Raw genomic sequence first — 15,662 nt, forward strand, 5'->3', positions numbered from 1 at the left:
ATTGGCGTCTGGTGTCGACCCAAAAGGGAATTCGGAATCCGTCGATAATGAAGAACAGGTGACTTCCGACCGGGGATGGCCCGTTCGGAGGCGGCATCGCTATGGCCACATCCAAGTCGATTTATCCCCGTTTGGGCGACCTGCTGGTTGCGCGCGGCCTGATTTCCGAAGAGCAGCTCGCCCAGGCGCTGCGTGAGCAGAAGGACAGCAACAAACGGCTCGGCGACATCCTCACCGAGCAGGGACTGATATCGCCGAATGATCTGGTGGATGTCCTCAGCGAGCGACTGGGAATCCCCAAAATCAGCATCGCCGGAATTACGGCCGACCCGGAGGTCGTGCACACAATCCCCCTGCGCATCGCCAAGAAGCATCTGGCGGTTGCGCTATTCAAGATCAACGACATGCTGACGGTCGCGATGGCCGACCCGCTGGACATGGTCGCCATCGACGAGATCCGCTTCCAGACCGGGCTGAAAGTCAACCGCGTCATATCGACGCCATCGGACATCGAAGCCGCCATCGCGCATTTCTACTCTGTCGCCGAAAACGTCGAGCGCGTGATCAGCGATGCCGGGGCCCGTTCCCAGGGACGCGAGACCGGCGAATCCGACGCGCCGATCATCCAGTTGGTCGACGTGCTGTTGTCCGAAGCGGTCAAACAGCAGGCCTCCGATATGCACATCGAACCGCTCGAAGACTCGCTCCGCGTGCGCTTTCGCGTGGACGGCATCCTCCGCGAAGAAGCGCACCCGCCGGTGCGGCTGCATCCGGCGATCGTCTCGCGCATCAAGGTCATGGCGGGCATGGATGTTTCGGAGAAACGCATTCCGCAGGACGGGCGCTTTGGCGTAGGCAGCGGACGCGACACAGTCGATATGCGCGTCTCGACCATACCGACCATCTATGGCGAAAAGGTCGTCGTGCGGCTCCTGGGACGCCATGGTCTGGACCTGCGATTGGCCGCCATCGGGTTGTCGAAAGATCAGCAGCGACGCCTCGCGGAAGAGTTCGCGGCGACCGAAGGAATGATCCTCATTTGCGGGCCGACGTCGAGCGGAAAGACGACGACGCTCTATGCCGCTCTGGCCGAAATCACGACGCCGGAGAAGAATATCGTGACGGTCGAAGATCCCGTGGAGTACGCACTGCCGCATGTCAATCAGGTGCAGGTGAACGAACGCGCCGGGCTGTCGTTCGCGACGGCGCTGCGGGCCTTTATGCGTCAAAACCCGGACGTCATCATGGTCGGCGAGGTGCGTGATACACCGACGGCGCAGATTGCCACGCGGGCGGCCATGACCGGGCATCTGGTGCTGTCGACGATCCACACGATTGACGCCGCCGCCGTGCCGCATCGACTCATCGACATGGGCGTCGAACCGTTTCTGGTCGCGACCGCGCTGCGCGCGGCGATCGCGCAGCGGCTGGTCCGTCGCCTCTGCCCCGACTGCTCCGTTCCAATGGAACCGACCGAGCTGATGAAGGAACAATTGGGTTTTGATATGCTCGGCGAGGTCGGCTCGTGGAGACGCGCGGTCGGATGCCGTCAATGCCGGGGCACGGGGTATCGCGGACGCATCGGCATCTTTGAGGTTCTCAACATCGACGATGAGATCCGTCGCATGATCTCCGAAAACTGCAGTACCGGTGCGCTGCGCGAATACGTGTCGCATCGCGGGCTACACGACTTGCGACACCAGGCGCGTGAACTGATTTCCCAGGGCAGGACCACTCCCGAAGAGGCGTTGCGCGTCATTCCAAGACGTGCCGAACTGCTTGAAGTGATCGTGTGATGACGACGAGACAACCGCCGGACCGATAGACATATCGTATGCCGCTTTTTCGCTACCAAGCCGCCACATCCGACGGGCGAACAGTACGGGGCACGCTGGAGGCCGACACGCCCGGGCTGGCCAGTGAGCGTCTCGATGCCAGCGGGCTGATCCCGCTCGATGTCCGGCCGTCCGTGAGTCTGATCGATCGTCTGCGGGCGCAGCGCGGCGGCAGCGCTTGGGACATCCAGGAGAAGATTCTCTTCACTCAAAAATTCGCTTCGCTCATGAAAGCCGGAATCCCGCTGTTGACGGTTCTGGAGATGCTCGCGCGCCAGACGGCCGGCACGACCGTTCGGGAGTCGATCCGCCAGATTGCAGCGGGGGTTGCCAACGGCCAGACGTTGCACGATGCGATGGCGACATGTCCGCGACTATTCGACGCGGTCTATCTGGGAGCGGTCAATGCCGGAGAGTCGACCGGACATCTGGATACCGTCCTGGCCCAGACCGCGGACTATCTGGACCGCGAGATGGATACACGCCGCCGTGTTCGCGAGGCGGTCCGGTATCCGATCATGGTCGTGATCGCGATCAGCATCGCCAGCATTGTCATTCTCAAGTTCGTCGTGCCGCGGTTTTTGGCGTTTTACTCAAACTTCAATGCCTCTCTACCCCTGCCGACGCGCATGCTCATTGCGGTCGCCGGCTGGCTGGAGCATGTGTGGTGGCTCTTTCCGGTGCTTGCCATCGTCGGCGTCTTCGTGTGGCGTCATTGGACCAGAACGGAGCCCGGACGCCGGTGGCGTGACCGTATGCTGCTGCGACTTCCCATCATGGGCTCGCTCTTCTTAAAGGTCGCGGTCAGCCGCTTCACCCGTCTGTTCGGCGTTCTGCATGCGGCGGGGCTTCCGGCAACGAGTGCGTTGGACATTGTCGCCATCGGCGCCGGCAATCAGGCGGTCGGTGACGAAGTACGCGAAATACGCCGGCGACTGACCGCCGGCGCCGATGTCGGGACGCCTCCGGAGCAGGCATTGATGCCCGAACTGGTCTACGAAATGCTCGGTGTCGGTTTTGAATCGGGAGATGTGGAACGAATGATGGGTGAAGTCGCACGCCACTACGATCAGGAAGTCGACTATGACATTCGCCGCCTGACCGATCGGATCAAGCCGCTCCTGTTGGCCGTGCTGGGAGTGGGTGTGCTGATTCTGGCCCTCGCCGTGCTCTTGCCGATGTGGAACCTCATCACGCTTTTCCGCCAATGACTTAGCCCCGGTTCCCCGATTGCACAAAATGAAACTCTCAAGCGCAAGTTTCCGGGACCCGTGCCGATATGAGTAGTGACGACTGGCCGGAGATTGAACGGACAAAGACTAATGTAAGGAGCGATCGAGCGATGCGCAGATTCAGGAATCTTAACCGCGACCGTGCCGGGTTCACCTTGATCGAGTTGGTCATCATCATCGTCATCCTCGGTATCATTGCCGGCGTGGCGATCCCGCGCTATTTCGACATGGTCTCCGAAGCGAAGAAGTCATCGTGCAAAGGAGCCCTGGGTGGCTTGCGCTCGGCGATTTCCATCTGGTATGGAAACGAGGCGTTGACCACCGGCACCGCCGGCTGGCCGGCCATTGATTCGCTGCGCACTCCCGGTGTGGTTCTGATGCAGGCGATTCCGCCGAATCCGTACCAGGTAAGCACAAGTGCGCCCGACTCGATCGTGACCGGCGTGACCAAGGGCGTGATAGTCGGCACCCGGGGCGGATGGGCCTACAAACCCACGACCGGGGAAGTCTGGCCGAATACCAACGTGGCCAGCGAAAACCAATTCTAAAGGCGATTCCGGGGCCGACTCAACTCGGAAACGAACATGCTGACCAAGCATCACCGCCCCGGTTGTCAAGCCGGGGCGGTTTTCATTGGATCACCGACTGCGATGAGACGTGCCGGGGAAGCCGACAAGGGATTCACGCTGATCGAGCTGGTGATCGTCATCGTGCTGTTGGCGATCACGGCGGCGGTCGCTATTCCGGTTGTCGGGTCGATCATCAATTCGTCCAAGGAAACGGCGACCAAAGATGAGTTGCGACGAATCGCGCGGGCGCTGGCGGGATCCACAGATGACCGTGACAACGGTTTTGAAGGCGATGTCGGATTCCTGCCGTCGGCACTCGCCGATCTGGTGGCCAAACCGGATTCGGTACCGGTGTGGAACGCATACCAGCATATCGGCTGGAATGGGCCGTACGTGGATGCAACCGACAACAGCTATCTCAGCGACGCGTGGGGATCCGCGTACGTTTACGCGCCCGGGTCCCGGACGATTTCCAGCGTCGGCGGCAGCGACACGATCACGCTGGGGTTTTGACGATCCGGCGAGACGAGGATAACCATGATTGTTCGGCGCAATCAGACCGGCTTCACCCTCATCGAGATTTTGATGGTCGTCGTCATTATCGGGGTTCTCTCGACGGTGGCGCTGCGCTCCGTGCAAAACAGCATGGAGAGCGCGCGGGTCAATGAAACCCAGGACGAGATGCAGGCGCTGGCCCATGCCATCGCGGGCAATGCCGAGTTGTATGCCAACGGGTTCCGCTCCGACTTCGGGTATGTCGGCGACGTGGGCGCTTTGCCCGTTGCACTCGACAATCTGGTCACCAATCCGGGGGGCTATTCCACCTGGAACGGACCGTACATCGGTCGGCGTTTCACGGAGGATTCCGACGGCTACAAGAAAGATGCCTGGGGCAACACATACACGTTCTCCGGCGGAATCACGATTGCATCGACGGGGGGCGGAGTGACGCCGCTGACCAAGAATGTCGCATCGGCGGCAACGGATCTGACAACAACACCGGTCGCCGGGACTCTCACGGACGCCGCCGGTAATCCGCCCGGCGATTCATCGGTCGCCGTCTCGATTACGATCACCTATCCGGACGGCTCGGGGGGCACCACCACCGCGACGGCCAACCCCAATGGCGGCGGCAGCTTCTCATTATCGACGATTCCGGTCGGAAATCACCAGGTTTACGCCGTCTATCGCGCCACCGACGATACGGTGTTCGCGGTGGCCTCGACCCTGCCGCGCAGCGGGGCAACCGTCGGCCTGCGGCTGCCGGGGGCCGTCTTCGCCCCGACCGGCGGCGGCGTCGGCGGGATTGAGTATGTCGCCGGCACCGCGGCCACAAGCGGCGCCAGTGATGAAGATCTTAATTTCAGCATCACGAACACCAGTTCCGCCGGCATCGTCGTTCAGTGGATGGTTTTGACTTATTCGCCGTCAGTGCACTATCGACGCATTCGCTGGAATGGGACAAGCGTATTCAACGAGACCAACCCGCGCGCGAGTAGCGGCGACACAGCGCCTTTCACCAGTCCGCAATCGATCAACGCGGGGGCCATCATCCCGATCAAGGTGCAGGACTTTCAGGACGCGCCGACTGGCGGCAGCAACACGAGCGTTGAGGGCGTCACATTCACGATCGAATTCAGCAGCGGCGAGTCGATCAGTTTCACGACGCCGTAACCGGGGCGTGCGCCCTGCGATCCGCCACGGAAGACGGAGATGGGATCACCAACCGTCAGGACATCAGCCACGGCCAGAATCGACAGCGAGGCGACTCGTGCGGAGGCGCGCCCTGCCGCCGACTCTCGTTTGGTCGAATCGCCCGATAACGCCAGGCCGCGCGGCTTGATCCACTGGGAATACCAACCCCCGGTGGCGCGCGGGCGGCGCATCGGCATCGAATTCGACGGTCGCAATCTCATTGTTGTGGGCGTTCGCCCGCACGGAGACGGGCATGCCATCGACGCACTCTCCGTCTGCGAATGGGAGGAAACACCGGATGCGTCGACGGTGGCCAAGACGCTGCGGGAGATGATCTCCGAACGAGACCCGATCGTCGATCTGGTCATCTCGGCCCCGCGTGCCGTTGTCCGTCATTTCCATTTGCCGCCCTTGCCCAAGCGCCAGTTGACACCCGCTGCGCGCTGGGAAGGACAGAAACTGATCCCCTTTTCCCTCGAAGAATCCGAATCACTGACCGGCACCAAGCTTGTCCGCGACGGCGACGACGGCTGGTGGGTGACGCTCGTAGCGATACCGCGCGAGGACGCCGAGTTGATGCTCGAAGCGATCGCGATCCTGGGATGGCAACTGCATGAAGTCTCATTGGTCGGGACACAGCGACTCCCCGACAGGAACGACGGCGAATTGGAATCGATCGCCCCGCATTCTGTCGTCTTCTGGTCGGAACAGCGTGGAACATTCTCCGTCTTCGCCGGCGGAGCGTTGCGATTCCACTATGACATCGGCGCGATGCCCGCGCCGCCGGAATTCGAGGGGGACATCAGCGACGACATTAGGGCCGCGGCCCTGCGCGATTGGGTCCGGGAGTTGGGCGGAACGATCGCCGATCCTTTCGATTTCTATCTGAGCAAGGGTTCGAGCCAGACCCCCAAAGCGATGGCGCTGATCGGACCACCCGGGGAGATCGCGCCGATGCTCGATAACTGGGGCAGCCGCTTTGACACTGTGCTCTCGGTCGTCAATCCCCTGACCTCGCTGGGAAGCCTGATGCCCGATCATGTCGGGGGTTGGTCGGAGCGCCAGATCGGCATGATCGCGCCCGCCGTGCTGGCGGCATGCGGCCGGGCCACGGTCGATCTGACGCCACAACCGATCAAGCGGCGACGTCAGTTGCTTCGACTTCAGCAGGTCGCACGGCTTAGTTGCTTCGTCTCGGTGGGGATCGTGATTGCGTCCACGCTTCTGCAATGGAACTCGGTTCGCCAACAGGCCAGCGAGCTGGCATCGGCACGGAAACGACTGGACATGTACGAGCAGTCGACGGCGATTTCTGAAGTGTCACGCCAATCGGCTTCATTAATGGCACGGACAGCCGCTCTCAGGATGCTGCGCAACAGCCGCGAGCTATGGATGCCCTGGATCAAGACGGTGATGGCGACACTGCCGGAGAATGGGTCAATCGCTGAATTCGAGATAATCCGACGCTGGGGGCTTTCTCCGGACGAGGCGCCGATGTTACACGCACGAATCGACGGATTGCTCTCCGACGGCGAGCTTCCGCACGAGCTGATCTATCGCGATTGGCTGACTCAGCTCCGGGGGCTGTCGGGAAGCGCTGAGCGGCCCGACTTGCAGACGCGCGACTTGTTCTGGAAAGGGCGGCACCGCTCGGCATTCAGCATCAATATTGAAACACAGCCGCTGACGGTGGACGGGAGACTGCCATGAAGCGCTCGCCGGCATGGATCAAATGGGTCGTTCTGACCGTGGGGATCTGGACCTGTTGGATGTATTTCGTCGTCTGGCCGCTCCACGGGCGCAGCCGCAGTTTGGAAGCGCAAATCATGGACATCGACGCGCGACGCGGTCGCTCCGAGCAGATGGTCGCGACGGCCCCCGGGATCGTGGCGCAGTTGGAAGCGGTGACCGACACGATTCGATGGGTCACAGACAGTTTTGCGACGACGGGGTCGATCACGCGGCTGTTGAGTGAGTTGCGCGCCGCAGCTGACAGCCATAACGTCTCCGAATCGACCGCTCGTCCCAGTCTGGAAAGCACTCTGGACTTGACGAGAGTCACCGATCAGAACGGATCCAAAGTCGCATTCGACACCTTGATTGTCGAATTCAGCGCGGCAGGGGCGTTTTCCGCCATCGGCGGCTGGCTGGACAAAATAGAGAAACGTGCCGATTTCCAACAGTGGCGATCCTGTCTCTGGCGCAAGGACGAAGACGAGCGGCTGATCCTGTTTTCGGGACGGGCCGCATTCTGGATCGTCGTCGCGTTGCCGGATCCAAAACAGCAAACAGATGCGAGTCTATGATGGAATCGAAACGCAAGGTCATCCTGGGAATCGTCCTCGGCCTGACGGTCACTCTTGGACTCATTGTGCAGCCCTGGAAACGGCCGTCGCACAAATCGGACGCGGACAGTTTCGGCAACGAGCCGGCAACGACTCCGTCCGGGGCCGACCTTGCTGCGGCAACCGCGCACACGGCTCCGGTCAGTCTGGCGGGCGATTGGCCCGACGATCCGTTTCGGCGACCCGAGGAACGATCGGCAGCGCCGGCCGCAGGAACACGATCCGCCCGTCCGAGTCCGGGTGTGCGTCTGCAGGGCATCATGGTCATCGGCAGCGAGCGGGTTTGTGTCCTGGATGGTCAGACATATACGGCGCAAGCGACGGTGCGCGGCTGGCAGATCGAACGAATCGGCGACGATGATGTCGTTATGACGCGCGGCGAGTCGCGTGTCCGACTGACTCTGTGACAGGACAACCCATATGCTGACGCGGCCCAAAAAACTGACGGCACTCGCCCTGGTGCTCCTCTGTGCAGGATTGTTCACGACAGAAACGTGGTCTCGCCCGGCCCCGCAAACAATCAGTCTGCGCTTCGCCCGGACGAAGGTCACGACCGTGCTGTCGTCCCTGGCGACGGAAGTCGGATTTGACCTGGTCATTGCGCCCGGCGTCGAGGGCGAAAGTGATATCAACCTGACCGATGTCGATTGGAGCACCGCGCTCGATGCCATCGCCGCCGCCAATGGACTGCGTTACTACTGGAATGACGACGTGCTCGTGATTTCCAGCGCCTCCGACCAGACCGCCATACCGATGGCGCATCGGGTCGTCTCTCTGCGTCATGCCGATCCGCTGGCGGTGCAGACGGTTCTGGCGGGTGTTCTGACCGAAGGGGCGTCCGTCAATGTGTTGGGCGGCGTGGCGCCGACCGGAACGACTGTGGCCTCGGGATCGACGGGACAATCCGGCCGCCCGATCCTTGTCGTCACCGAAAAGCAGGCACGGATGCAGGCGGTCCTGGATCTGATCGACTCACTCGATACGCCCCGTCCGCAATTTGAAATCGCGGTCAAATTCATCGAGACCTCCCTCGACGATCAGCAGGGAGTCGGACTGAGCTGGCCGACGCGCATCGGCGCGACCGTGGCCGACTTTGACGCCGTGCAGAGCACAACCACGGGTGGGGGCCAGACGCGCACGCCGCCGTCGGCCGAGTATCCCATCCCCGACGGCAAGATCTGGAATTTCGGAACCCTGAGCGTCGATCAGTTCAGCGGCTTCATCGAGTTTCTCGATCAGAACGGCAAGTCACATCTGCTCTCCGATCCCCGCGTCACGGTGCTGGAGGATGAGACGGCAGAGATTCGTGTCACGACGACCTTTCCGGTTCAAACCGTGACCCGATTTACCGAGGGCGCGGCGACGCAGGACATCGTCGACTTCATCGACATCGAAGTCGGCATCACGCTGAAGGTGCGGCCGCGCCTGAATGATTCCGGACTGGTGACGCTGTTCGTCGAGCCGATTGTGCAGGAGATCACCGGCTTTTCGGGCCCATCGGACAATCAGCGCCCGATCACCGCCAATCGACGCGTGACCACTTCGGTGCGCGTCGCCGACAATGAAACGCTCGTCATCGGCGGACTCATGCGCGAGACCGACTTTACCACCAAGTCAAAAGTCTTCCTGCTCGGAGACATTCCCATTCTGGGCGCGCTGTTCACGCATCGGAAAACGCAGAAACAGAAAACCGATCTGCTGATCTTCATTACGCCGCGGATACTGTCCGCCGGTAGTTCCTGATCCGAGGGAGCTCCGTCCGATACCTGACAGCTTTGAGCCGCTCCGACTTGATCATGACCTATCGTTTCGCACTCTCGTCGTACTCTCCCCAGATCAGTCGCGTGAGCTTGGATAGGAATGCACGGTTATTCGCCACAATTCTATACAGCCACTCGGCCGCGATGCGAAACGGCGCGATGCGTTCGTAGAGCGTCAACAGCCACCGCCTGTGGCGCGCGGCCGCCAATGTCGTCAGCACGGCATGTGCGCCGGCCCGAATGGTGCCGTCGGGCGCGACGTGAACAACCGATCGTTTGAATTGTTCGATTGGGATGGCAGGGAATCGGGCCGCTGCCGATTGATACGGTTCGTAGTCGACTTGGCCGCAAGTCAGCGTCTGCCAACGCATGATCCAGAAACGGCAGAAACCGCATTCGCCATCCCAGATCAAAAGCGGACGCGCCGGTTTCGGGATATTGTCTGCTTGCCCGTTCATGCGGCCATACAACAACGACGACGACTCATCACGGCGGCTGAGCAACCCCGAGCCGCTGAGATGCCGCCGGTCAAATGTAAGTGAGAATGATCCTGCCCGATACTACGGCAAGCGTGTCGGCGCTTGCTCCGCCAACAGCCGATTCAGCGCGTCGGTCGAGGTGACCGGCAGCTCGCACTGGTAGTTGCGGCAGACATAGACTGTCGGCTGTCCGTTGACCGGCTTCATCGCTGCGAGATACGGTGCGAGTTTCGCTACGGGCGGATTGTCACCGAAGCGTGCCATCAAAACCTTACGCGGCAGGTATCGCGACCGGATCGCCTGGGCGATATCCGAATGGATTGCGTCAGGATTGTCGGCCGCCAGCACGATCTCATACGAGGGGCCGTGGGCGAAATCGAGCGCCCACCAGGCCTGCATGTAGTTGGTCGGCGACTGGGCAAACCGGGAACCGAATGAACGCAGCATTGCATCCGCCCGTGCTTCAAGCCCGGTATTGCCCGTCATTCGTCCGAGGCGCAGCAGATTGAGCGCCGCGACAGAGTTCGCCGACGGCATCGCGCCATCGCCGTATTCTTTGGGACGCACCAGCAGTTCCTCGGAATCGATCCCGGTAAAGTGCAGGCCGCCGTCCGCGTCGTCCCAGAAGAGCCGCAGCATCTCATCATTGAGCGCAAGCGCCTCCTGCAAGTAGCGCGCGTCAAATGTTGCCTCGTACAACTCGATCAGCCCCCACACGAGGTAGGCGTAGTCCTCGCTGAATGCCGGAATCCCCGCGCTGCCGTCACGGTAGCGCCGCAATAGCCGTCCGCGGTCATCGCGCAAGGTCTCCAGAACGAATCTCGCTGCCTGCGCGGCCGCGTCGGCGTAACGCGGCTGGTCGAATGCCTGGCTCGCCTTCGCCAGCGCGGCAATCATGAAACCGTTCCAGGACATCAGGACTTTATCATCCTTGAACGGGTGTTCGCGCTGCTGCCGCAACTCAAACAGCCGGCGACGCGCGTCATCGATGTCGCGCCTGACCTCATCGACGGGCCGGTTGACCGCTTCGGCGAGGACATCGGGCGACATCACCTGATGCAGGATGGCCCGGCCACCCTCGAAGTTACCCGTGGCGGTCACACCCCAGAATCGCCGCGCGAGATTGCCCCGATCGGGACCGAGCGGTTGGTCGAAGCCATCGGGCTCCCAAACATAGAAGGTTCCCTCTTCGCCCTCGGAGTCGGCGTCTTCCGCAGAATAGAACGCCCCGTCCGGTGACGTCATATCGCGAAGCACATAGGTGAAGATTTCCTCGGCGACCGCGCGCCACTCATCGTTGCCCGTCAGTTGGTACATCTCGGTGTACGTGATCGCCAATCCCGCGTTGTCGTACAGCATTTTTTCGAAGTGCGGCACCAGCCATTGCGGATCGGTCGAGTACCGATGGAATCCGTAGCCGAGTTGATCGTAAATCCCGCCCCATCGCATCGCGCGCAGCGAGTGCTCAAGCTGGCCCAGCACGGTGGCATCGCCGGTGCGATGCACCCAGCGAGTCATTGCGGTCAGCCGGTGCGGCATCGGGAACTTCGGGGCGCCGCCGTATCCGCCGAAACGCGCGTCATATTGCGAGCGCATTGTCAGCACGGCCGCTTCCAGCGTGCCCAGCGAGGGAATGACGCCGTCGGATCCGGCACCTGCCTGGCGCAATGCCAAAGTGACGCGTTCTCCCAACTCGCTGAGACTCGCGCGCTCGGTACGCCACTTCTCCTCGATCAAATTCAGCAGGTCCAGTAGACCCATTCGCCCATAACGGGGCTCCTTGGGAATGTAGGTTCCCGCAAAAAACGGCCGCCCGTCGGGGGCCATGATGACGGTCAACGGCCAGCCGCCGCTGCCAGTCATCATCTGGCAGACATTCATGTAGATTTCGTCGATATCGGGACGTTCCTCGCGATCGACTTTGATCGCGACGAAATGTGCGTTGAGCAGATCGGCGACGGCGGAGTCTTCAAACGACTCCTCCTCCATCACGTGGCACCAGTGGCAGGTCGCATATCCCACGGACAGAAAAATCGGGCGATCCAGCTCATTGGCGCGCGCGAATGCCTCCTCCCCCCAGGGATGCCAGTCCACCGGGTTGCCCGCATGCTGCAACAGATAGGGGCTTTTTTCGTCGCGCAGACGGTTGCCCTGGGTCACCATCGTCTCGTCAGCGTCATCATTTCGGCTGTGCCCGTGATCAACATTGTCCGACCCGCCGCACCCGGCGGCGCAGGCGACGAAGATCGCCACGCCGTACAGTCGCCACGCACTCGGGCGTATGGAGTCTCCGGTTGTACGTGCGAGGCACAGGGACATGATACGGCGCTCCTCAACAATGCGCACAGGCGCAACTGTTCAAGTCAACAGACGGCCGACGCGATTGTTTCTCGCGTTGAGGGAATGCACAAAAAAGAACGGCCGGATCAGGCAGCGATCCGGCCGGCGACTCTGCCGCAACACCTGGCAGCATCCGTGCCACGGCAGACTTTCGATGCGACACCCGTCAGCGACCCGGACGTCAAGGACGCCGCCCCCGTCGCTCCAACTCCGACGGGTGTCGCGTCCTATGTGATTTCGTCAGACAACATCATGCGAGCACCCGCGAATGCACTGCGCTCGATTGCCCGGTCCTCCGGCCTCGTGCGGCTATGCCACGCGTCACATTGCCGAGATTCCGCGTTCCATCACCAGCGAGCGACGCGATGAACCGGTAATGCCGAGTACTTCCCTGTCTGGTACGGTTGCGCCGGGACTATACAGTATCCGGCAAAAAGCGGGTCACGATTGGATCGAGGTATTCTCCTGCAGAGCTGCGTAAGGACTACCAACTGACAACGCCCCAATTCAAACACATGGGCCGATTCGTGTCAAGCAAAATCTTGCGGCCGCCGCCCGTGCGTCGCGGCGCCCCAGATGACCGCTCGGACGCCGGCACGGCCGGCAAGACGTCGTGCCCGGGTCGGCCGCGTGCGGGTGTTGTCCTTCTGCGAGGGACCGCGAATTGAATTCGCGGCCACATGTTCACATGAGGCGCACTCTGGCTTTGGTATCACTCACTCACATGGCCGGCAGAATGTCGTGTCCGGGTCGGCATACTGGAAGCAGACAGCCCCCATCTTGTCTAAGTCAGTCTGATCAGTGTCTCCGTCACAGTCCACGTCTGTCTTCTTGTATGGACAGCAGGGATTCGGGTCAGCCGGCTCCGGATAGCCTTGATTTACCACTTGGCTAATCTTGACCACGTCAAACACATTGTACACGCCGTCACACTGCGGGTCAGCGTGGCAGTCGCAGGCGCAGCAGATCTCGATTGTCGACTTCAAGAAATCGACCCCCTGCACTGGTTCATAAAACTCGTCCACGAATGCCAGCCTATTTGCCGGACTGATACATACAGTATCGATCTCCATTGAGCCAAGAACATTCCCAATCCCGAAAATAAGCTCTATCGAAGGTGTTCCTGAACCGGGAATGCCATCATCTCCTGCTTCCAGCACCGGCGGATTGATTCCGATAATCATGAGCACAGATGCATCGGGGCTAACAAAGTCAAACGTGTCTGACGGTGTGCTCCAAGTGAGCCCGGTACTGTCCTGCTCGCATGCCGCGCCTCGCCAGTCAAACGCACTGTAATGCTTCTCTGTATAGAACTCGGAGACCGTGTAGCTAGCGCCCGGCTCCGCCCAAGCGGAGAGCCTTCCCTGCACCGTCAAATCCCATGACTCTGACATGTAGGCGTTCGAGTCGAGCGCAACATATCGCAATGGTATGACAAGTCCTGAAAGGTCCATGTCGTTTGCAATATACACCCCGACCAATGCCTCCGACGACCCGGCTGGCAATTGCTTGGACTCTATCGACACCATGTTAGCTCCTAGCGCAATCGAGCCAGCGTATGACGCGAGGATTATCGCCAAGCACATCGCACGAAAAGTGTCCATTCATCCCTCCTATTTCGAATGACTTAAAGCCAGAGCAGGCGATTGCAGCTCATGAGAAGGCGCGCAATGGCAGAAGTATGTAGTCGGTAGGCCATTCCGGAATCCAACCTCCACAGCGGCAACGACGTCAAATACGTCTGTGATTCCGCTGCAATCGACGTCAGTCGCCTCGAATGGGCACCAGTCATCTGTAATCTCTGCATCCTGACGAAACGCCCTACCTACCACTTTTACGATGTCGAATACGTTTATGACTCCAGAATGATCAATGTCAGCCATTGAGGGACAATCGCATACCCCTACCGCCGCCCAAGCCAGTCCTGACTGCTTCTTGTATCCGCCTGACGGATCTAACTCATCTCCAGCCTTACACATTCCCTGCATTGCGTCACGGAATCCATCATTCGGCATCCAATGTGACTGCGATGCCCTATACAAGACATTGAAAGCCTCGTACACACCTATGGCCCCTACAGTGATTCCGAAGTGTGTACCACCGTCTGACAACAAATAGAACATCTTATTCGGTACTCCTGAGTTGGTATGCACACCGCAGTAATCATTCGCTGGCGTTGGATCGCAGTCGTTTACATCGATCCAGCCTTCTCCCTCATCCAGATAGAAGTCTGGACGGCCTCCGACGGTAGGATCGGCCAAGTACCTGATTCCCACGTTAGCAGGCTTAAAGCTATCCTCCCCGAAGAGCCAAATGTCTGGCAAGTAGCCTTCTGCGTAGGCGCGAACCGTCGCGCCAAATGCATCGGCATAGCCTTCATTCAGAGCTCCGGATTCCCGTGCATAGTTGAGGTTCCCTTGCGAGGTATGCAATATCCCATGTGCCCATTCGTGGGCAACAATATCTATAGCCACACCCGTCGAGTTGCGATTCGGATTGTCAACAACACAGAAACGACATTGTTGTGCCTCGGGAGAGTAGTAGGCGTTATCGACGCAGTCGGGCCCTGTTGGATTACCCTCCGTCGGACCGGAATAATTAACTGTCTGGATCATGTCGCTTCGGTTCCCGTCAAAGCTTTCCCGATTCAGATAATATGCCATGTATTCCTGGGTGATCAGTGCATTAGCGTGACCCTCTACATGATCGCATATCCATGGATCAAACCAGTGGTTGTCACTGTCAGTCGGCATCGTCCCGGGAAGGGGGTCAAAGGTCGAGAACTGAAAGGTCCTAACAAATGTCTCGTCTGGGATCGCGTATATAAGCCCGCGTAACTGGAACTGCCCATCACTACAGTATGTCCTCAATGGAGATACATCAGGTCCCACAACAGAACATCCATCACCAAAGTATGCAGGCCCATCAGTACAATTCACCAGTACTTCAATCTGGCAAGAGTTGTTGCTCTCGTTCGTTTCACCAACTTCATCGAATTCATCGATCACGAGCCGCAGTGTATGCCACCCTGCGTCCGCGAAAAGGAACGCGAAGTCGCTTACTCCGGCCCATTCATAGGCGTCTAGGGTCGTTGGGTTTGTGGTCCCGATCAGTACGTCGTTGTCATACAATCGACCTACGTGAGTTCCTGCGGGATTCTCGGAGTTATTGATCCATGCCAAATCAATGTACACCGTCTCATCCTGATTGAACGTCGAAGCAGATGTATGCGTCCCCTCGACTGGAGACACTACGATGCTGTTGTCCCATCCGGTCGGCTGTGATGATCCCCCGTTTTCGTTGACACTCGTTTAGATAGATTCCAGCAACAAGCGTTCCTCAAATTCAACCGGACTGAGATCGTCCAGGCTGGTGTGCATGCGTTCGCGGTTGTACCAGCCCTCGAT

At 60.0% G+C, this 15,662-nt stretch carries 13 protein-coding genes; 9 read left to right on the forward strand and 4 right to left on the reverse strand.

Going from position 1 to position 15,662, the window contains the following annotated elements; all coding sequences use genetic code 11:
• Positions 1-101: 101 nt before the first annotated feature.
• From VGB22_08505 to VGB22_08545, 9 genes are all read left to right on the forward strand, one after another.
• On the forward strand, positions 102-1,796 hold the full coding sequence (locus VGB22_08505; GenBank protein HEX9751307.1) for a GspE/PulE family protein: 1,695 nt from the start codon (positions 102-104) through the stop codon (positions 1,794-1,796).
• Between the two features lie 38 nt (positions 1,797-1,834).
• Positions 1,835-3,046: a type II secretion system F family protein gene (locus VGB22_08510; GenBank protein ID HEX9751308.1), complete on the forward strand. Its 1,212-nt coding sequence runs from the start codon at positions 1,835-1,837 to the stop codon at positions 3,044-3,046.
• Between the two features lie 131 nt (positions 3,047-3,177).
• On the forward strand, positions 3,178-3,615 hold the full coding sequence (locus tag VGB22_08515) for a prepilin-type N-terminal cleavage/methylation domain-containing protein (protein ID HEX9751309.1): 438 nt from the start codon (positions 3,178-3,180) through the stop codon (positions 3,613-3,615).
• A gap of 102 nt (positions 3,616-3,717) precedes the next feature.
• Entirely contained in the window at positions 3,718-4,149 is a 432-nt protein-coding gene (locus VGB22_08520) for a prepilin-type N-terminal cleavage/methylation domain-containing protein (GenBank protein HEX9751310.1), read from the forward strand.
• 24 nt (positions 4,150-4,173) lie between these two features.
• A complete protein-coding gene (locus tag VGB22_08525; GenBank protein HEX9751311.1) occupies positions 4,174-5,310 on the forward strand; it encodes a prepilin-type N-terminal cleavage/methylation domain-containing protein in 1,137 nt (378 codons plus the stop codon).
• A gap of 39 nt (positions 5,311-5,349) precedes the next feature.
• On the forward strand, positions 5,350-7,041 hold the full coding sequence (locus VGB22_08530; GenBank protein HEX9751312.1) for a hypothetical protein: 1,692 nt from the start codon (positions 5,350-5,352) through the stop codon (positions 7,039-7,041).
• Positions 7,038-7,637 carry a hypothetical protein gene (locus VGB22_08535; protein ID HEX9751313.1) on the forward strand — a complete coding sequence of 200 codons (600 nt, stop codon included), beginning with the start codon at positions 7,038-7,040 and terminating at the stop codon, positions 7,635-7,637. Before VGB22_08530 ends, VGB22_08535 begins: the two co-directional genes overlap by 4 nt.
• Positions 7,637-8,083 carry a hypothetical protein gene (locus tag VGB22_08540; GenBank protein ID HEX9751314.1) on the forward strand — a complete coding sequence of 149 codons (447 nt, stop codon included), beginning with the start codon at positions 7,637-7,639 and terminating at the stop codon, positions 8,081-8,083. Before VGB22_08535 ends, VGB22_08540 begins: the two co-directional genes overlap by 1 nt.
• Before the next feature lie 13 nt (positions 8,084-8,096).
• The gene (locus VGB22_08545) at positions 8,097-9,419 is read left to right on the forward strand and encodes a hypothetical protein (GenBank protein HEX9751315.1); all 1,323 of its coding nucleotides are present in this window, start codon (positions 8,097-8,099) and stop codon (positions 9,417-9,419) included.
• Positions 9,420-9,477: 58 nt separating this feature from the next.
• On the opposite strand, the gene VGB22_08550 is transcribed toward VGB22_08545, so the two are convergent.
• The 4 genes from VGB22_08550 to VGB22_08565 all read right to left on the reverse strand — a co-directional run bounded on the left by VGB22_08550 (position 9,478) and on the right by VGB22_08565 (position 15,506).
• A complete protein-coding gene (locus VGB22_08550; protein ID HEX9751316.1) occupies positions 9,478-9,894 on the reverse strand; it encodes a DCC1-like thiol-disulfide oxidoreductase family protein in 417 nt (138 codons plus the stop codon).
• A gap of 102 nt (positions 9,895-9,996) precedes the next feature.
• A complete protein-coding gene (locus tag VGB22_08555; GenBank protein ID HEX9751317.1) occupies positions 9,997-12,234 on the reverse strand; it encodes a thioredoxin domain-containing protein in 2,238 nt (745 codons plus the stop codon).
• A 737-nt stretch (positions 12,235-12,971) separates the two neighbouring features.
• Positions 12,972-13,784, reverse strand: coding sequence for a hypothetical protein (locus VGB22_08560; protein HEX9751318.1), 813 nt, complete (start codon positions 13,782-13,784; stop codon positions 12,972-12,974).
• Between the two features lie 84 nt (positions 13,785-13,868).
• Complete coding sequence (locus VGB22_08565; GenBank protein HEX9751319.1) at positions 13,869-15,506, reverse strand: M4 family metallopeptidase; 1,638 nt, start codon at positions 15,504-15,506, stop codon at positions 13,869-13,871.
• Positions 15,507-15,662 lie beyond the last annotated feature (156 nt).

It is taken from the genome of Candidatus Zixiibacteriota bacterium, assembly GCA_036397555.1.
GTDB lineage: Bacteria > Zixibacteria > MSB-5A5 > WJJR01 > WJJR01 > DATKYL01.

What these genes read in the sequence shown, in the direction of transcription:
- VGB22_08505 (HEX9751307.1), top strand. Translation starts at nt 102, where the DNA reads ATGGCCACATCCAAGTCGATTTATCCCCGTTTGGGCGACCTGCTGGTT.
- VGB22_08510 (HEX9751308.1), top strand. Translation starts at nt 1,835, where the DNA reads ATGCCGCTTTTTCGCTACCAAGCCGCCACATCCGACGGGCGAACAGTA.
- VGB22_08515 (HEX9751309.1), top strand. Translation starts at nt 3,178, where the DNA reads ATGCGCAGATTCAGGAATCTTAACCGCGACCGTGCCGGGTTCACCTTG.
- VGB22_08520 (HEX9751310.1), top strand. Translation starts at nt 3,718, where the DNA reads ATGAGACGTGCCGGGGAAGCCGACAAGGGATTCACGCTGATCGAGCTG.
- VGB22_08525 (HEX9751311.1), top strand. Translation starts at nt 4,174, where the DNA reads ATGATTGTTCGGCGCAATCAGACCGGCTTCACCCTCATCGAGATTTTG.
- VGB22_08530 (HEX9751312.1), top strand. Translation starts at nt 5,350, where the DNA reads ATGGGATCACCAACCGTCAGGACATCAGCCACGGCCAGAATCGACAGC.
- VGB22_08535 (HEX9751313.1), top strand. Translation starts at nt 7,038, where the DNA reads ATGAAGCGCTCGCCGGCATGGATCAAATGGGTCGTTCTGACCGTGGGG.
- VGB22_08540 (HEX9751314.1), top strand. Translation starts at nt 7,637, where the DNA reads ATGGAATCGAAACGCAAGGTCATCCTGGGAATCGTCCTCGGCCTGACG.
- VGB22_08545 (HEX9751315.1), top strand. Translation starts at nt 8,097, where the DNA reads ATGCTGACGCGGCCCAAAAAACTGACGGCACTCGCCCTGGTGCTCCTC.
- VGB22_08550 (HEX9751316.1), bottom strand. Translation starts at nt 9,894, where the DNA reads ATGAACGGGCAAGCAGACAATATCCCGAAACCGGCGCGTCCGCTTTTG.
- VGB22_08555 (HEX9751317.1), bottom strand. Translation starts at nt 12,234, where the DNA reads ATGTCCCTGTGCCTCGCACGTACAACCGGAGACTCCATACGCCCGAGT.
- VGB22_08560 (HEX9751318.1), bottom strand. Translation starts at nt 13,784, where the DNA reads ATGGTGTCGATAGAGTCCAAGCAATTGCCAGCCGGGTCGTCGGAGGCA.